This is a genomic window from Mycolicibacter kumamotonensis, assembly GCF_002086285.1.
GTDB classification, from domain to species: domain Bacteria; phylum Actinomycetota; class Actinomycetes; order Mycobacteriales; family Mycobacteriaceae; genus Mycobacterium; species Mycobacterium kumamotonense.
The window spans coordinates 110826-128105 of the sequence record NZ_MVHU01000006.1 but is presented as its reverse complement, the minus strand read 5'-3'; the positions used below and the strand labels follow the sequence as shown (position 1 = coordinate 128105).

Below are 17280 nucleotides of genomic sequence, written 5' to 3'. Positions count from 1 at the left end.
CCGTACGGTAGACGTATGTGCACCCGATTGGTTTACCTGGGGCCGAACGGCAACATCATCACCGGGCGGTCTATGGACTGGAAGTTGGATCTGGCAACCGATCTGTGGGCGTTTCCCCGCGGGATGCAGCGCAGTGGCCAGGCGGGTGCGAACTCGGTCGAGTGGACCTCGCGCTACGGCAGCGTGGTGGCCAGCGGCTACAACGTGTGCTCCACCGACGGCTTGAACGAGGCCGGTCTCTCGGCCAACTTGTTGTGGCTGGCCGAATCCGAGTATCCCCGCTACGACGGTTCCCGGCCGGGGCTATCGGTAGCCGCCTGGGCCCAATACGTGCTCGACAACTTCGCCACCGTGGCTGAAGCCGTCGCCGCCCTGAGCGCCGAACCCTTCGCCGTCGTCACCGACGGGGTGCCGGGCGAGGACCGCCTGGCCACCCTGCATCTGTCGATGTCGGATGCCGAAGGCGACAGTGCGATCGTGGAATACGTTGGCGGCCAACAGGTCATCCACCACGGACGCCAGTACCAGGTGATGACGAACTCGCCGATTTTCGACCAGCAGCTCGCGGTGAACGCCTACTGGGAACAGCTCGGCGGCACCGTCATGCTGCCGGGAACCAACCGCGCCGCGGACCGATTCGCGCGGGCGTCGTTCTACGTCAACGCGATACCGAAATCCGACGACCTGAAGATCGCGCTCGCCTCGGTACTCAGCGTGGTGCGCAACGTGTCGGTCCCATTCGGCATCTCCACACCCGACGAACCGAACATCTCGTCCACTCGCTGGCGCACCGTCGCCCACCACACCCGCAAGCTGTACTGTTTCGAGTCTGCGCTGACCCCCAATGTGTTCTGGGTGGACCTGCAGAAGATCGACTTCAGCGAAGGCGCCCCGACGCGCCGGCTCCCCCTCGGCGACAACGACTCCAACACCTACGCCGGAGAGACATCGGCCCACTTCGAGGTCGCCGAACCCTTCACCTTCCTCGGCATAAGCCCGTGAACACAGGCCAGCACGCGCAGCCCACCGATAATCCGCCCGCTTCCTGTCACGCATCATGACCGAGGAGAGCCCATGACCGATCGCGTCGCGCTGCGCGCCGGAATTCCACCGTTTCACGTCATGGATGTCTGGCTGGCCGCCGCGCAGCGCCAGCGCAGCCACGGCGACCTGGTCAACCTGTCCGCCGGGCAGCCCAGCGTGGGTGCGCCCGAGCCGGTGCGCGCGGCGGCCGCAGCGGCCCTGCAGTCCAACCAGCTCGGCTACACCGTCGCGCTGGGGATCCCGGAGTTGCGTTCGGTGATCGCCGGCTCGTACGCGGATCGGTACGGGTTGGCCGTCGACCCCGACGACGTGGTGGTGACCACCGGTTCGTCGGGCGGCTTCCTGCTGGCATTCCTGGCCTGCTTCGACGTCGGCGACCGGGTGGCGATCGCCAGCCCGGGCTACCCGTGCTACCGCAACATCCTGTCCGCACTGGGCTGCGAGGTGATCGAGATCCCGTGCGGGCCGGAAACCCGCTTCCAGCCCACCGCGGCGGCGCTGGCCGAGATTCCCGGGCCGCTGGCCGGGGTGATCGTCGCCAGCCCGGCCAACCCGACCGGCACCGTCCTGGAGCCGGCGGAACTGGCCGCCATCGCGCAGTGGTGCGACGAGACGGGCGTGCGGCTGATCAGCGACGAGGTCTACCACGGCCTGGTCTATGACGGTGCCCCGCCGACCAGCTGCGCCTGGCAGACCTCCCGCAACGCGGTGGTGGCCAACAGCTTCTCGAAGTACTTCGCGATGACCGGCTGGCGGCTGGGCTGGCTGCTGGTGCCACCGGCGCTGCGGCGCGCGGTGGACTGCCTGACCGGCAACTTCACCATCTGCCCGCCGGTGCTGGCCCAGTACGCGGCGGTCGCCGCATTCACGCCTACGGCGATCGCCGAGGCCGACGGCCACCTGCGCCACTACGCGGCCAACCGGGAGTTGCTGCTCGACGGGCTGCGCGGGATGGGCATCGACCGGTTGGCACCGACCGACGGAGCCTTCTACGTCTACGCCGACCTGGCGGAATACACCGACGACTCCCTGGCCTTCTGCGCCCGATTGCTGGCCGACACCGGTGTCGCCGTGGCGCCGGGCGTCGACTTCGACACCGAGCGCGGCAACACTTTCATCCGGTTGTCGTTCGCCGGCCCGACCGCCGACATCTCCGAAGCCTTGCACCGAATCCGCGGGTGGCTGCCGCTCCGGTAGGTTTACTCACAATCTCGACTTACCTGATCGAAGGGACCACAGCAATGCGCACAACCACGCGAGGCTCGCTGAACCGCCTGGTTCTCGCCGCGGCGGCCGTCGGCATCATCGGTGCGGTGGCCGCCTCCGCATCGGGGACCACCGCACCGGCCGATGCCGCACCGGCACCCTGCACGGCCGCCGGGCTGGCCAACACCGCCAGCGGAGTGCTGAACCAGGCCGGTGGATTCCTCAACGACCACCCGGAGGCCAACGACGTCCTGACCTCCGCGGCCACCATGCCCCCGGACCAGGCCAGGTCCTCGGTGCAGGGTTACTTCGTCGGCCACCTCGACCAGCTGTCGACGCTGCAGAACATTGCCCAGCCGCTCACCGACCTGAAGAACCAGTGCGGGATCACGGTCTCCCCGACCCAGCTGGCCACCCTGCTGGAGACCGTCAGCAAGTAGGTCCGCGATGGGCCTGGCGATCAGCGACCACGAACGGGCCGCGCTGGCGCAGGCGGCCGGCTTCGGCCTGTTCGCCGCGATCACCGGACGCCGGTCCCGGCGCTTCCCGGTCGGCGGCGCCATCCCGGCCGGCGCCCTGGCCTATACCAGCCGCCGGCCGGTGCAGCCGCTCTCCGAGGTCGAGCGGGCGCTGCTGCTGTCGCTAATGGCCGGGGTCACCGGCTGGCACGACGGCATCGCGCACCACCCCGGATACGCCCCCGCGCTGCCCAACTACCCCGGCAGCGCCACCGGCCGGACGATGCCGTCGGCGGCCGGCTTCCACACCAGCCAGGTGTTCTTCACCGATGACACCGGCTGCTACCTGTTGCCCACCCGGGATCAACAACCGCAGCATTTCGGCACCATCGAGGATTGGATCACCCACACCGCCGATTCCTATGTGCAGCTGTCGGATTCGCGCTTGGAGCTGCCCCGCGAGGAGCCCTACATGGAGGGCCACAACACCTGGATCGGCAATCACCCGGGCAGCCTGCTGGCCTTCGCCGCGGCCGACCTCGCCGAGCACCTGATGGAGAACCTGTGGTTCTTCGCGGCCAACGGCTACCGCATCACCGACGACATCAACGGCCGCGACCTCCCGGGCCTGCAGGGGTTTTCCCAGCTGGCGCACGCCGATGACCCGATCCCGCTGTCGTTCGTCGAGCAGTACACCCTGACCGAGGCCAGCGCGGAGCTGTCCATCGCCGCACACAACGGGGCGCTGGGCTTGCAGGCGATGGGCCTGGGCGGCTGGATCTTCGACGGGTTGGACCGGCTGTCGGTGCTGGACGGGTTCGGCTTCGTCGCCGACACCGACCCGCGCTGGCCGTTGGCGAACGCGACCGGGCTGCCCGGCCACTTCGAGACGCTCAGCCCACCGCACGTGGCCTCGGTGGCCGACGGCGTGGCCAAGCTGGTGGCCCGCAAGTTCGGTCCCGGCGGCCCGTCGCACCCCGAGACGGCCGGCCCGTGGACGCAGACGCCCCGGGTTCGGGCTTCGTCGCTGCCACCGGATGGCATCGCCGAACTGGTCACGCTGCAGGCGTCCTACATCTACGACACGTTCGGCAAGCTGCCCGGCACCGTTCCGACCGTGCACGTGTTGATGTACTTGCAGGCCCAGCACCTCGACACCGACTTCTACGACGAGTTCTACGGCCCGGGGGCGTATCTGCGCACCCACGCCGAGCACCAGCAGATCTGGCACTGAGTCGGCGGTCTTCGCATCCGCCGTGACGAAGGACTACAGCCAGGTGTCGTCGGTGGTGGCGGTGAGGAACGCCTCCAGGTCGTCGCGCCATTGCGCGGGTGTGGTCTTCTCCGGCTCGATGCCGGTGTAGTCGCCGCGGTAGAACAACAGCGGCCGCGGCTTCACCTCGGGCACATCGGACAGGGACTGGACCGCCCCGAACACCACGAAGTGATCGCCGCCGTCGTGCACCGAGGCCACCGTGCAGTCGATGTGGGCCAGCGACCGGGCCAGGACCGGCGAGCCCAGCGGAGAGGGCTCCCAGTCCACCCCGGCGAACTTGTCCGGTTCGCGGGAGCCGAAGCGGGCACAGACGTCCTTCTGCTCTTCGGCCAGGATGTTGACACAGAACTTTCCGCTGGCCTCGATGGCCTGCCAGGACCGCGACATCTTGGTCGGGCAGAACAGCACCAACGGTGGGTCCAGCGACAACGCGGCGAACGATTGGCAGGCGAACCCGATCGGCGCACCGTCGTGCACGGTGGTGATGATCGTGATCCCCGTACAGAACTGGCCGAGTACGTTGCGGAACGCGCGCGGGTCGATGGGCAGGTCGTCTGCTGCCGATTGGGAGCTCACTGCCCTACTACTTCTCTATGCCCACCGTGAAGTCATGCCCCCACAGGCTGACCGCGGTGCTCTCCCGGGCCACCCAGTCGTCATCGTCGACTTCCAGTCCCTCGCAACCGAATTCGACCTGGAAACCGCTGGGCGACTTCATGTAGAACGAGAGCATCTTGTCGTTGACGTGCCGGCCCAGGGTCGCGGCCATCGGCACCTTGCGGCGGTAGGCCCGGTCCAGGCAGAGCCCGACATCGTCGGCCTCGCCCACCTCGACCATCAGGTGCACGATGCCGGTCGGGGTGGGCATCGGCAGGAACGCCAGGCTGTGGTGGCGCGGGTTGCAGCCGAAGAACCGCAGCCACGCCGGGTCGCCGTCGGCCGGGCGGCCCACCATCTGCGGGGGGAGCCGCATCGAGTCACGCAGCTTGAAGCCGAGCACGTCGCGGTAGAAGTGCAGCGCCTCGTCGTCGTCCTTGGTCGACAGCACCACGTGGCCCAGACCCTGTTCCTCGGTGACGAACCGGTGCCCGTAGGGGCTCACCACCCGGCGGTGCTGTAACGCCACCCCGTGGAATACCTCCAGGGTGTTGCCGGACGGGTCGGCGAAGGTGATCATCTCGACGACGCGCCGCTCGGCGAGATCGGCGGCGTCGGCCTCCTTGTACGGTGTGCCCTCGACCTCCAGGCGCTGCCGAATCTCCTGCAAGCCCTCGGCGTTGGCGCATTCCCAGCCCGAGGACAGCAGCCGGTCGGTGTCGCCGGGCACGACCACCAGCCGGGCCGGGAAGTCGTCCATCCGCAGGTACAGCGCACCCTCGGTAGCGCCCTCGCCCTCGACCATGCCGAGAACCTTGCACCCGAACTCCCGCCAGGCCGCCATGTCGGTGGCCTGTATCCGCAGATACCCCAGTGATCGGATACTCATCGCGATACCTCCCGCAAGCTTGTCAATGTCTCGGGCCGAGCCCGATCAGACCATTGTGTCGCCGGGCGGCAACCCGAATTCGTGGTTACCGAAGATCATGTATGCCCGCTCCGGGTCGTTGGCCGCGTGCACCCGACCCGCGTGCGCGTCACGCCAGAACCGCTGCACCGGCGCGTCGTTGGACAGCGCGGTAGCGCCGGCCGCCTCGAACAGCCGGTCGATCGAGGCGATCGCCCGGCCGGTGGCACGCACCTGGTCGCGGCGCGCGCGGGCCCGCAGCTCGAACGGGATCTCCTTACCGGCCGCCAGCAGGGCGTATTCGTCGGCGACGTTGCCGATCAGCTGCCGCCAGCCGGCGTCGATGTCACTGGCCGCCTCGGCGATCCGGACCTTGGCGAACGGGTCGTCCTTGGCCTTCTCCCCGGCGAACGCCGCCCGGACTCGCTTGCCCTGGTGCTCGACGTGCGCCGCGTAGGCGCCGTAGGCCATGCCCATGATCGGGGCCGAGATCGTCGTCGGGTGCATGGTGCCCCACGGCATCTTGTAGACCGGCGCGGCGTTGGTGGCGTAGCCACCAGCGGTCTGGTCGTTCATCGCCTTGTAGGACAGGAAGCGGTGCCGCGGGACGAAGACGTCCTTGACCACGACGGTGTTGCTGCCGGTGCCGCGCAGGCCGACCACGTGCCAGACGTCGTCGATGGTGTACTCGGTGCGCGGAATCAGGAAGCTGCCGAAGTCCACCGGCTTGCCGTCCTTGATCACCGGACCGCCCAGGAACGCCCAGGTGGCGTGGTCACAGCCCGACGACCAGTTCCAGGAGCCGTTGACGATGTAGCCGTCGGCGTTCTCGGTCACCACACCGGCGCCCATCGGGGCGTAGGAGGACGACACTCGCACGTCGGTGTCCTCGCCCCACACCTCGACCTGGGCCTGCTGGTCGAACAGTGCCAGGTGCCAGTTGTGCACGCCGATGATCGAAGCCACCCACCCGGTGGACCCGCACGCGCTGGCGATCCGGCGGACCGCCTCGTAGAAGACCGCGGGGTCGCATTGCATGCCGCCCCACTGCTCGGGCTGCAACAGCTTGAAGAAGCCGATCTCCTCGAGCGCCTTGATGTTGGCGTCGGGAATCTTGCGCAGGTCCTCGGTCTCCTGGGCGCGCTCGCGCAACTGCGGAAGAAGGTCGTCGATGGCTGCAAGCACCGACTGCGCGTCACGCTGTTGAATGGACGTCACTAGATTGCCTCCCAGGAGTGAGCAGGTAAGCGGCCCGGTTTTTCAACCAGCCTAGAGTGAGATTAGAACACGTTCCGATTTGTGTCGAGCGGGGTGTTCCTGCGGCTGGTAGCGATACCAGACCGGTTTTCTGTAACCTGTTCTAGTTATGACCGACGATGAGGGGCGGGCTGTGGCGGCGACCATTCCGGACGAACCACTGGGTAGTCACGTCCTGGAATTGCAGATCGCGCAAGTCATCGCCGAGACCGACGATGCCTGCTCGCTGGTGTTCGGGGTTCCCGATGGGCCCGACGATCCGGAGATCCCCGCGCAGCGGCTGAAGTACTCACCGGGCCAGTTCCTGACGCTGCGGATCCCCAGCGACCGCACCGGCTCCGTGGCCCGCTGCTACTCGCTGTGCAGTTCCCCGTTCACCGACGACTCGCTGACCGTGACCGTCAAACGGACCGCGGACGGCTACGCGTCGAACTGGCTGTGCGACCACGCCAAGCCCGGGATGCGGATCCACGTGCTGGCGCCGTCGGGCACCTTCGTGCCCAAGTCGCTGGACACCGACTTCCTGCTGCTGGCCGCCGGCAGCGGAATCACGCCGATGATGGCGATCTGCAAATCGGCGCTGTCGCAAGGCAACGGCAAGGTGACGCTGGTCTACGCCAATCGCGACGAGCGATCGGTGATCTTCGGCACCGCGCTGCGCGAACTGGCCGCCAAGTACCCCGATCGGCTGACCGTCGTGCACTGGCTGGAGTCGCTGCAGGGCTTGCCGAGCGCCGCGGCGCTGGCCCAGCTGAGCGCCCCCTTCACCGACCGACAGGCCTTCATCTGCGGCCCGGGCCCGTTCATGCAGGCTTCGCGGGACGCCCTGGAGGCGTTGAACGTCCCGGCCGAGCAGGTTCATCTCGAGGTGTTCAAGTCGCTGGACAGCGACCCGTTCGCGGCGGTCAAGATCACCGAGGCGCCGGAAGGTGCGCAGGAGACCGCGCCGGCCACCGTCGCGGTCGAGTTGGACGGCGAGACCCACACCGTTGAGTGGCCCCGCCACGTCAAGCTGCTGGACCTGCTGCTCGACAAGGGTCTCGATGCCCCGTTCTCCTGCCGGGAGGGGCACTGCGGCGCCTGCGCCTGCGTTTTGAAGAACGGCAAGGTCACCATGGAGGTCAACGACGTGCTGGAGCCTCAGGACCTCGCCGAGGGCCTGATCCTGGCCTGCCAGGCCCACCCCGAGACGGATTCGGTGGAAGTAACCTACGACGAGTGACCCCGGGTCTAGGTTGGTGCGACATGAAGCGGTTCCTGATGATGCCGGCGGCGTTGACGCTGTTGGCCGCGCTGGTCCCGCCCGCGGTCTCCGCGGCGGCCAGTGACACCAAGACCACGTTGTTCCCGGTCAACGACGTCGACCAGCTGCAGACTCACAGCTGGGTCGACTGCGCTGCACCGCCCCTGTGTCGGTTCACCGTCGGGGTGCGCCTGCAGACCCCGGAGGGATTGGTCGGCTTCCCGCCCGACCTGTGGGCCCGCCAAAGCACCGAGATCCGCTCGTCGAAGCGGACCGCCTATCTCGACGTGCACACCGACGGCGGCGAGGGCTGGTTCAAGGACCGCGGCGGGCCGGGAACGAAGGTGTTCAAGGACGGCACCGGCGCGGTGATCCAATCGATGTACTACGGCGAGGGCCCACCGGAGAAGTACCAGACCAACGGCAGCATCGATGTTTTGGAGTACTCCACCGGCCAGCCCAAGACCGACGCCAACGTGATCGTCTGCACCCACGTGCAGGTGGTCTACAGCGGGGTCAATCTGACCACGCCGTCCACCTGCGCCCAGACGGTCTTCTAGCCGGGTTTACGCGGGTTCGCCCGGGGCTACCCGCCGAACGTGTACACCGTGCGGGATTTTCGCGCTGGTTGCACGCTCGCCGAGAAACCGACGATCGGAGGCGCGAGATGACGGCCGGCGATGACTTCAAAGTAGGGGACGCCGTCTACTTCAACTACCGGTCCGCGAAGCAACCTCGAAGGCCGCATCGTGGGCGTGGCGAAGCAGGCGAAGACCTCGGCCACCACCAGAAGTGATGCCGTTCAAGAAGCACACCCACCCGGGTGAGAATGTTCCGATCCACCGCACCGGAGCCCATCTACGGCACCGCAGCACCTGAGGCTGGACGGGCAGTCACGCCGTCTGCAGCACCACCAGCGAATGCCCCGGCAGCTGTACGGCACCATCCTCGAACCTCGGCGATCCCCAGGCCAGCATCAGCTCGCCGTGTACCGGCACGGTCACTGCGGCCTGTGCCAGATTGCAGACCAGCAGCAGGCCGCCGCGGCGCATGGTGATCCATCGGTTGTCCTCGTCGTAGTCGACCCCGAGGTGACTCAGCCAGGGATCGGCCAGATCCGCTGCGTCACGCAGCCTGATCAGCGCTTGGTAGAACCCGAGCAGCCGGCGATGGCCCTGGTCGTGGACCTCGTCCCAGTCCAGCTTCGATCGCTGGAAGGTTGCCGGGTCCTGCGGGTCCGGAATCTCGTCGGCGTCCCAGCCGTGCTCGGCGAACTCGGCCTTGCGGCCTTCGGCGGTAGCGCGTGCCACCTGGGGGTCCTCATGCGAGGTGAAGAATTGGAATGGGGTCCGCGCACCCCATTCCTCCCCCATGAAAAGCATTGCGGTATACGGCGAGAAAAGCGCGAGTGCGGCTTTGACCGCGAGCTGCCCGGCGGTCAGGTTCTGCGATGGGCGGTCACCGAGCGCCCGGTTGCCGACCTGATCGTGGGTGCAGGTGTAGGCCAACAGCCGGGTAGCCGGAATCAGTGCGGTGGGCAGTGGACGGCCGTGACGCCGCCGTCGAAACGACGAATAGGTGCCCGCGTGGAAAAAGCCCTCCCGCAACGTGGTCGCCAGGGTGGCGATGCTGCCGAAGTCGGCGTAGTAGCCTTGCCGCTCCCCGGAGACCGCGGTGTGAATGGCGTGGTGGATGTCGTCATCCCACTGCGCGGCGATCCCGTAGCCACCGGCCTCGCGGGGGGTGATGGTCCGGGGGTCGTTACGGTCGCTTTCGGCGATCAGCGAGAGCGGACGGCCCAATTGGGCTGCGAGCACGTCGGTTTCAGCGGACAACTCCTCGAGAATGTGGATCGCCGTGGTGTCGACCAGCGCATGCACGGCATCGAGTCGCAGCCCGTCGGCGTGGAAGACCCGCATCCAGCGCAGCGCGCAGTCGACGATGTAGCGGCGCACCTCGTCGGAGTCGGCACCGTCGATGTTGACGGCGTTGCCCCAGGGGTTTCGTGCCTCGGTCAGGTAGGGCCCGAACCGCGGCAGGTAATTCCCGGACGGGCCGAGGTGGTTGAACACGGCATCGATCAGCACGCCCAGGCCGCGGCCGTGACAGGCATCGACGAAGCGCACCAATCCATCCGGGCCGCCATAGGGTTCATGTACCGCGTACCACAGCACACCGTCGTATCCCCAGCCGTGCGTGCCGGAAAAGGCGTTGACGGGCATCAGTTCCACGAAGTCGACACCCAGATCGACCAAGTGGTCCAGTTTCTCGATGGCGGAATCGAAGGTGCCCGCCGGTGTGAAGGTGCCGATGTGCAACTCGTAGATCACCGCACCTTCGACGCTTCGCCCCGCCCAGTCGTTATCGGTCCACGTCGCGCCGGTCTCATCCCACAACGCCGATCGTGCGTGCACACCGTCGGGCTGACGGGCCGATCGCGGATCCGGCAGCACCTGCGGATCGTCATCGATCAGATACCCGTAGCGGGCATCGCGGGCTACCTCGAGCGTGGTGCGCCACCAGCCGTCATCCGTACGGATCATCTGGTGGGCCACGCCGTCGACGTCGAGGCCGACGACTGCGGGGGCCGGCGCCCAGACGGCGAAGTCAGTCATCGACACGCTCCAACAGTGCGACCGGCAGCGTCGCGAACAATTCGGCTACCGCCGCCGGCCCACTGTGTTTGCCGCCTGAGAGGACGTCGGCCCAGGTACCGGGCGGCAACGCAACGGCGGTATCGCGCCAGCCGCCCTCGGGCAGGCGCAGTGTCCAGCGGCTCACCGCCACCACCACGTCCTCGCCCCGGCGAAACGCGACGATGTGCTCTGAGGCCGGGCCCGACGCCAGGACGGGGTGATAGCCGCCGCGCAGGAAGGTGTCGGGGCGCGTTCGGCGCATCCGCAGCGCCGCGGCGACCACCCGCATCTTCGGGTGGCGTAGCGACGTGAGCTCCGCGCGCAGCGCCGCGTAGTCGACGGGCCGCCGATTGTCCGGGTCGACCAGACTGTCGTCGCACAGTTCGGTGCCCTGATACACGTCCGGGATGCCGGGAACGGTCAACGCCAAGAGTTTTTGGCCCAGGATGTCGCTTTCGATGTGCGGAACGAGTTCGCCGACCAGTTCGGTCAGCTGTCGCGCAATGGGCCCGTCGAGGATGTCGTCGAGCCAACCGTGCATCTCCGCCTCGAACTCGGTGTCCGGATCGTGCCATGTGGTACGCCGCGCCGCTTCGCGTACAGCCTTCTCGGCATAGGCGTGCAACCGCTCGCGCAGTGCGGTGGTCACTTCGCCGTCGACCGGCCACACACCGAAAATGTTCTGCCACAGGAACAGTCCCGTCGCCAGGTCAGGCGACGGGGCGCTGGCCTCCCACCGGGCGACGAATTCGGCCCACAGGGACGGCACCTGCGACAGCACGCCGATGCGGGCCCGCACATCCTCGCCGCGTTTGGTGTCGTGGGTGGACAGGGTGGTCATCGTGTGCGGCCAGCGTAAAGCCCTGGTAGCTGCCCGCTGATGAAATTCAGCCGGCCCCACCCCGAAACGTCGGGGGTCGCCGCCGACTTCGTTCAGCGACACCAGCCTGGCATCACGGTAGAACATGCAGTCCTCGGTTGCCTTGGCCGTCACCGCCCCGCACAGCTGCTGCAGGCGCACCGCGGATTCCCGGTGGTCGGAGATCGCGGCCGCAACCAGTTGCAGCGGTTCACCGAGCTCCGGTTTCTCCGCTTGGAGTTCGGCCAGCGCAACGGGCAGTGTCGCCGCCAGTCCCGGGTAGTCGCTGCGGTAGACGCCGACCCGGCCGAGCAGCCCCACGATGGCCTCACCCAGCAGCGGATGCTCGACACCGGTGGCGCCGACCACGCAACGGCGCAGCCGGGCCAGCTCGCTGGCCAGCGTCTCGGTCGCGGCGATCTCCTTCTGTTCGGTCAGCAACATCGGCATCGCGCGGTAGTCGACCCCGGCGGTTTCGAACAGCTCGGTCAGGGCGGGCTCACCGTCGGGGTCGATGAACAGCCCGCCGATCTCCCGCAGCACGTCGTAGCCGGTAGAGCCGGCCACCGGAAGGCTCGGTTCGAGCGACTCGTCAACGGCCAGAATCTTTTCGACGACGATCCAGGCGTCGGGTCCCACCAGCGCGCGCAGTCGTTGCAGATACCCGACCGGGTCCGACAGCCCATCCGGGTGATCGACCCGCAGGCCGTCGACGAGGCCGTCCTCGAACCAGCGAGACGGCTCGGCGTGCCAGGCGTCGAACACCGCCTGATCCTCTTGACGCAGCCCGGCCAGTGATGTGATGGAAAAGAACCGGCGGTATCCGCAGCTGCCGTCACGCCACCCGACCAACCGATAGTGCTGGCGGTCGTGGACTTGCGCGCCGCTGCCGGTGCCGGTGCCGGGCGCGACCGGGAACACCAGATCTCCCAGCCGCAGCACCTCGCCGTCGACCACCAGGTCGGCGATGTCGCCGTCAGAGCCCAAGACCGGCAGGATGATTCGGCCGTCACCGAGCTCCCAGTCGATGTCGAAGAACGCGGCGTACTGCGAGGACCGGCCATGCTTCAGGACGTCCCACCACCACCGGTTCTGCTCCGGGCGTGCCACCCCGACGTGGTTGGGCACGATATCGATGATCAGGCCGATCCCGTGCGCGCGCGCCGCCGCTGACAGCCGAGCCAGTCCTTGCGCACCGCCCAATTCGGCCGACACCGTGGTCGGATCCACGACGTCATACCCGTGCGCCGAACCGCGGACCGCCGTCATGACCGGTGAGAGGTAGAGGTGCGACACACCGAGTTCGTCGAAATAGTCCAGCAGCTGTTCGGCGTCGGCGAAGGTGAACGCGAACCCGCTTTCCTGGCCGCGCAGCTGTAACCGGTAAGTGGACAGCACCGGGAGCGCCATACCTCAGCGCACTTTCCGCAAGACGAGCAGCGAGCGGCCCGCGACGGGCACCTCCTCGCCGGCCTGCACAGCCTGCTCGGCCGGGGCCTGCGGCTGCGCGGTGTCCAGTTCAACGGACCACTCTTGGGCGTAATCCCCGCCCGGAACCGCGAACCCGACCGTGTCGGCGTGCGCATTGAAGCACAGCAGAAATGAGTCGTCCACCACTGGCTGACCGCGCGCATCGGGCTCGCGGATCGCCTCACCGTTGAGGAAGACCATGATGCACTTGTCGAAGCCGTTGTCCCAATCGTCTTGGCTCATCTCCTGACCGGCGGGGGTGAACCAGGCGATGTCACCGATCCCGTCGCCGTGGCGTACCGGCCGGCCCTCGAAGAACCGGCGACGGCGAAACACCGGGTGGTCCTTTCGAAGCCGTGTCACGCGGCGGGTGAAGTCCAGCAGATCGGCGTTCTTCTCCGCCAGCGACCAATCCATCCAGGCGATTTCGGAATCCTGACAGTAGGCGTTGTTGTTGCCGCGCTGAGTGCGGCCCAGTTCGTCGCCGTGCGCGAGCATCGGTGTGCCTTGCGACAGCATCAGGGTGGCCATGATGTTGCGCATCTGCCGCGCCCGTAGTGCCAGGATGTCCGGGTCGTCGGTGGGCCCTTCGACGCCACAGTTCCACGACCGGTTGTGGCTCTCGCCGTCGGTGTTGTCGTCACCGTTGGCCTCATTGTGTTTTTCGTTGTAGGAGACCAGGTCATGCAGCGTGAATCCGTCGTGAGCGATGACGAAGTTGATGCTGGCGCCGGGGCGTCGTCCGGTGGCCTCGTAGAGATCCGATGACCCGGTAAGCCGGGAGGCGAACTCGCCCAACGTTTCCGGCTCGCCGCGCCAGTAATCACGCACGGTGTCGCGGTACTTGCCGTTCCATTCGGTCCACAGGCCGGGAAAGTTACCGACCTGGTAACCGCCTTCCCCCACATCCCACGGCTCGGCGATCAGCTTCACCTGGCTGACCACCGGATCCTGCTGGATCAGGTCGAAGAAGGCCGAAAGGCGGTCGACGTCATAGAACTCGCGGGCCAAGGTCGATGCCAGATCGAAGCGGAACCCGTCCACGTGCATCTCGGTCACCCAGTACCGCAGTGAATCCATGATCAGCTGCAGCGCATGCGGGTGACGCGCGTTGAGGCTGTTTCCGGTGCCGGTGTAATCCATATACATGCTGCGATCGTCGTCGACGAGCCGGTAATAGGCGGCGTTGTCGATTCCCCGGAAGTTGATGGTCGGGCCGAGGTGGTTGCCTTCGGCGGTGTGGTTGTAGACCACGTCGAGGATCACCTCGATGCCGGCCTCATGGAAGGTCCGCACCATCGTCTTGAACTCCGCGACCGCTGCGCCGGGCTGCTGATTCGCCGCGTACTGGCTATGCGGGGCGAAGAACCCGAAAGTGTTGTAACCCCAGTAGTTCCGCAGACCCATCTTCAGCAGGCGATCGTCGTGCATGAACTGGTGTACCGGCATCAGCTCGATCGCCGTGACATTGAGCGACTCGAGGTGGTCGATGATCACCGGGTGAGCCAGCCCCGCATAGGTGCCGCGCAGTTCCTCCGGGATACCCGGATGGGTCTGCGTCATGCCTTTCACATGCGTCTCGTAAATGATCGTCTCGTTGTAGGGAGTCTTGGGCGGCCGATCGGTTGCCCAGTCGAAGTACGGGTTGATCACCACGCTGGTCATGGTGTGACCGAGCGAGTCGACCCTCGGCAGGGTTTCGGTTCGCGGTGGCTCTTCGCCCGCTGCCATGTCGTAGGAGAACAGCGCCTGAGTGAAGTCGAAGTCGCCGTCGAACGCCCTGCCGTACGGGTCCAGCAGTAGCTTGCTGGAATCACAGCGGTGCCCGGCCGGCGGATCGAACGGCCCGTGCACCCGGAAGCCGTAATGCTGCCCCGGCGACACCGTCGGCAGGTAGGCGTGCCAGACGTAGCCGTCCACCTCCTCGAGCGGGATGCAGGTCTGGTTACCGCTGTCGTCGATCAGGCACAGATCGACCTGCTCGGCGATCTCGGAGAACAGGGCGAAGTTGGTTCCCCCGCCGTCGTAGCCGGCTCCGAGCGGGGCGCTGTTGCCCGGCCAGGTGCTGTGCGACACGCTCTCGGCTGAAGCCGGGGCAGCGGTGACCGTCTTCGCTGGATCTCGGGTAGCGCCCATATTCACCCAATCTCATCCAAGACTTTCGATTCCGCGACACCTCGGCCGGGGTGTGGCTACCCGCCTGCCGGGCGCTCAAACTAGGCCCGCCTACGACATTACGGTCAGGGCCGCGGTCGGCGCCGCCGATCGCGGGGTGTGAACGCTGGCACGCGCACTGTTGAAACTGCCCCAACCCGGGTATAGGCGTTGTCGTGGTGCCTGATGACCTGCGCCGGCTGGCCGCGGCACACGGTGTGGCCACCGCCTACCGCGATGAGCGGCGCGAGTTGGTGCAGGTCGACGACGACGTCGTGATCCGGGTCCTGCAGCTGCTCGAGGTCGAGGCCGGCAGCGCCGCCGACCGCCGCCACGAACTGATCAGGCTGGACGAACGCGACCGCGCAGGTCTGACACCGCCGACGGTGGCGGTGCGGGTGGCCGGGCGAACCCAGCCGTTGCCCGGGGCCGTTGCGCTGGTAAGCGAGGACGGCGAACGACGCACGGTGCGGGACGAACTGCCCGCCGATCTGTCGCCGGGCTGGTATGACCTGGCGCTGTCCGACGGCCGACAGGTCACCTTGGTGGCGGCTCCGCCTCAGGTTCGGCCCGCGCCCCTGACATGGGGATGGATGCTGCAGTCCTACGCGCTGCGCTCCGCCCGCTCGTGGGGCCTGGGCGACCTCGGCGATCTGCGGGATTGGGTGACGTGGACGGCCGCCGAGCACGGCGCCGGAGCGGTGCTGCTCAACCCGCTGCACGCGCCGGGGCCCACGCATCCGGTGCAGCCGTCACCGTATACGCCGTCGAGTCGACGCTTCGCCAACCCGCTGGCGCTGTGCATCTCCGACCTCGCCAGCTATCGGCGCGCCGACCCGGCCACCCGGGCCGAGGTCGATGCGCTGCGGGTGGCCGCCGATACCTCGCGGATCGACTACGACCTGGTCTGGTCGGCTAAACGCGCCGCCTTGGAGTTGCTGTGGCGAGCTGACGGTCGCCCCTGCCCACCGGAGTCGGACGGCAGGGCGTTGCGTGACTGGGCGACCTACTGCGCGCTGGCCGAACGCCATGGCGGTCGGTGGCCGGCATGGCCTGCGCCGCTGCACGACGCGGCCGGTGCCGCGGTGGCGGCCGCGCGGCGAGAGCTCGCCCCCCGGATCGCGTTTCACGCCTGGGTGCAGCAGCGCTGCGTCGAGCAGTTACTGGCGGTCCAGGGCGCCGCAAAGGACTCGGGTATGGCGCTGGGCGTGTTGCACGACTTGGCCGTCGGCGTCGACCCCGACGGCGCCGACGCCTGGGCGCTGGCCGACGTGCTGGCCGGCGCAGCCAGCATCGGGGCGCCCCCGGACACCTTCAGCCCGCACGGCCAGGACTGGCGGCTACCGCCCTGGCGGCCGGACCGGCTGGCGGCCACCGGCTACCGCGCGGTGCGCGACATGCTGCGGGCGGTCCTCGCCCATGCCGACGGGGTCCGCATCGATCACGTCGCCGGCTTGTGGCGGCTGTGGTGGATCCCGCCCGGGGAGAGCCCGGACCGCGGTACCTATGTGCACTACGACGCCGATGTCATGCTCGCGGTATTGGCGCTGGAAGCGCATCGCGCCAACGCGGTCGTCATCGGTGAGGACCTGGGCACAGTGGAACCGGAAGTCACCCGGGCACTGGCCGACAACGCGATGCTGGGCTGCGCGGTCTCCTGGTTCACCCGCGACGAGGCGGCTCCCGGCCGGCCCTTGCTCCGGCCGGGACAGTGGCCCTCGCGGGTGGCTGCCAGCATCTCCACCCACGATCTGCCCACCGCAGCCGGATTTCTGCGCGCCGAGCACGTGCGGGCCCGCGCCGAGCGGGGGCTGCTCGACGACGTGGCGGCCGCGCGGTCCGCCGCCGAGCGGGAACGGGCCGAGTGGCTGGCGCTGCTGCGTTCCGAAGGGTTTCTTGACGATGACGATCCGACTCCCGATGAGCCGCAGATCATCGACGCCATGCACCGCTTTCTGGCCGCCACGCCGAGCCGGCTCAAGCTGGTCTCGCCTTACGACGTCCTGGCCGAACCCTGTCAGCCCAATCTGCCCGGCACCGTCGATGAATACCCGAACTGGCGTCTGCCGCTGTCCGAGCCGCTCGAGCAACTGCGCACCGACCCGAGGATCGCAGGCACCGCGGCGTTGTTCTCCGATGGGCAAGCTCACCAGATATCCGGCCGGTAATCACG

Annotated in this window: 13 protein-coding genes; 7 read left to right on the top strand and 6 right to left on the bottom strand. The window is 67.7% G+C overall.

The features are described from left to right. Positions 1–15: 15 nt before the first annotated feature. The 4 genes from bsh (at position 16) to BST28_RS06345 (ending at position 3942) form a co-directional block, all read left to right on the top strand. Entirely contained in the window at positions 16–1002 is a 987-nt protein-coding gene (gene bsh, locus BST28_RS06360; RefSeq protein ID WP_019737599.1) for a bile salt hydrolase, read from the top strand. Positions 1003–1074: 72 nt separating this feature from the next. Beyond that, positions 1075–2241: a pyridoxal phosphate-dependent aminotransferase gene (locus BST28_RS06355; protein ID WP_019737600.1), complete on the top strand. Its 1167-nt coding sequence runs from the start codon at positions 1075–1077 to the stop codon at positions 2239–2241. Between the two features lie 44 nt (positions 2242–2285). After that, positions 2286–2690: a heme-binding protein gene (locus tag BST28_RS06350; protein WP_019737601.1), complete on the top strand. Its 405-nt coding sequence runs from the start codon at positions 2286–2288 to the stop codon at positions 2688–2690. Between the two features lie 7 nt (positions 2691–2697). After that, the gene (locus BST28_RS06345) at positions 2698–3942 is read left to right on the top strand and encodes a hypothetical protein (protein WP_065287590.1); all 1245 of its coding nucleotides are present in this window, start codon (positions 2698–2700) and stop codon (positions 3940–3942) included. Positions 3943–3975: 33 nt separating this feature from the next. On the opposite strand, the gene hsaB is transcribed toward BST28_RS06345, so the two are convergent. The 3 genes from hsaB to hsaA are packed head-to-tail and all read right to left on the bottom strand — an operon-like array spanning position 3976 to position 6706. Further along, a complete protein-coding gene (gene hsaB / locus BST28_RS06340; RefSeq protein ID WP_170306458.1) occupies positions 3976–4533 on the bottom strand; it encodes a 3-hydroxy-9,10-secoandrosta-1,3,5(10)-triene-9,17-dione monooxygenase reductase subunit in 558 nt (185 codons plus the stop codon). 34 nt (positions 4534–4567) lie between these two features. Further along, positions 4568–5470 (bottom strand): iron-dependent extradiol dioxygenase HsaC, encoded by a 903-nt coding sequence (hsaC, locus tag BST28_RS06335; RefSeq protein ID WP_019735037.1) that lies wholly within the window; start codon positions 5468–5470, stop codon positions 4568–4570. A 45-nt stretch (positions 5471–5515) separates the two neighbouring features. Next, positions 5516–6706, bottom strand: a complete 1191-nt coding sequence (gene hsaA, locus BST28_RS06330) for a 3-hydroxy-9,10-secoandrosta-1,3,5(10)-triene-9,17-dione monooxygenase oxygenase subunit (protein WP_083080352.1) — start codon at positions 6704–6706, stop codon at positions 5516–5518. A 148-nt stretch (positions 6707–6854) separates the two neighbouring features. Here hsaA and BST28_RS06325 point away from each other — a divergent pair, with 148 nt between their 5' ends. Together BST28_RS06325 and BST28_RS06320 are read left to right on the top strand one after the other, a co-directional pair. Continuing rightward, positions 6855–7967, top strand: coding sequence for a 2Fe-2S iron-sulfur cluster-binding protein (locus BST28_RS06325; protein WP_083080351.1), 1113 nt, complete (start codon positions 6855–6857; stop codon positions 7965–7967). 23 nt (positions 7968–7990) lie between these two features. After that, positions 7991–8548: a hypothetical protein gene (locus tag BST28_RS06320; protein ID WP_083080349.1), complete on the top strand. Its 558-nt coding sequence runs from the start codon at positions 7991–7993 to the stop codon at positions 8546–8548. Positions 8549–8881: 333 nt separating this feature from the next. Here BST28_RS06320 and treZ read toward each other — a convergent pair whose 3' ends face one another. Genes treZ through glgX form a run of 3 tightly spaced genes read right to left on the bottom strand, consistent with a single transcriptional unit; the run spans position 8882 to position 15089 of the window. Continuing rightward, positions 8882–10603: a malto-oligosyltrehalose trehalohydrolase gene (treZ, locus tag BST28_RS06315; protein WP_083080348.1), complete on the bottom strand. Its 1722-nt coding sequence runs from the start codon at positions 10601–10603 to the stop codon at positions 8882–8884. Further along, positions 10596–12893 (bottom strand): malto-oligosyltrehalose synthase, encoded by a 2298-nt coding sequence (treY, locus tag BST28_RS06310; protein ID WP_083080346.1) that lies wholly within the window; start codon positions 12891–12893, stop codon positions 10596–10598. The genes treZ and treY overlap by 8 nt, the downstream gene beginning before the upstream one ends. A gap of 3 nt (positions 12894–12896) precedes the next feature. Next, positions 12897–15089, bottom strand: coding sequence for a glycogen debranching protein GlgX (gene glgX, locus BST28_RS06305; RefSeq protein ID WP_234808207.1), 2193 nt, complete (start codon positions 15087–15089; stop codon positions 12897–12899). A gap of 194 nt (positions 15090–15283) precedes the next feature. Here glgX and malQ point away from each other — a divergent pair, with 194 nt between their 5' ends. Continuing rightward, the gene (gene malQ / locus BST28_RS06300) at positions 15284–17275 is read left to right on the top strand and encodes a 4-alpha-glucanotransferase (RefSeq protein ID WP_083080343.1); all 1992 of its coding nucleotides are present in this window, start codon (positions 15284–15286) and stop codon (positions 17273–17275) included. Positions 17276–17280: the final 5 nt, after the last annotated feature.

Excerpts from the sequence above, each read along its gene's own strand:
- bsh (WP_019737599.1), top strand. The coding sequence starts at position 16 with ATGTGCACCCGATTGGTTTACCTGGGGCCGAACGGCAACATCATCACC.
- BST28_RS06355 (WP_019737600.1), top strand. The coding sequence starts at position 1,075 with ATGACCGATCGCGTCGCGCTGCGCGCCGGAATTCCACCGTTTCACGTC.
- BST28_RS06350 (WP_019737601.1), top strand. The coding sequence starts at position 2,286 with ATGCGCACAACCACGCGAGGCTCGCTGAACCGCCTGGTTCTCGCCGCG.
- BST28_RS06345 (WP_065287590.1), top strand. The coding sequence starts at position 2,698 with ATGGGCCTGGCGATCAGCGACCACGAACGGGCCGCGCTGGCGCAGGCG.
- hsaC (WP_019735037.1), bottom strand. The coding sequence starts at position 5,470 with ATGAGTATCCGATCACTGGGGTATCTGCGGATACAGGCCACCGACATG.
- BST28_RS06325 (WP_083080351.1), top strand. The coding sequence starts at position 6,855 with ATGACCGACGATGAGGGGCGGGCTGTGGCGGCGACCATTCCGGACGAA.
- BST28_RS06320 (WP_083080349.1), top strand. The coding sequence starts at position 7,991 with ATGAAGCGGTTCCTGATGATGCCGGCGGCGTTGACGCTGTTGGCCGCG.
- treZ (WP_083080348.1), bottom strand. The coding sequence starts at position 10,603 with ATGACTGACTTCGCCGTCTGGGCGCCGGCCCCCGCAGTCGTCGGCCTC.
- treY (WP_083080346.1), bottom strand. The coding sequence starts at position 12,893 with ATGGCGCTCCCGGTGCTGTCCACTTACCGGTTACAGCTGCGCGGCCAG.
- glgX (WP_234808207.1), bottom strand. The coding sequence starts at position 15,089 with ATGGGCGCTACCCGAGATCCAGCGAAGACGGTCACCGCTGCCCCGGCT.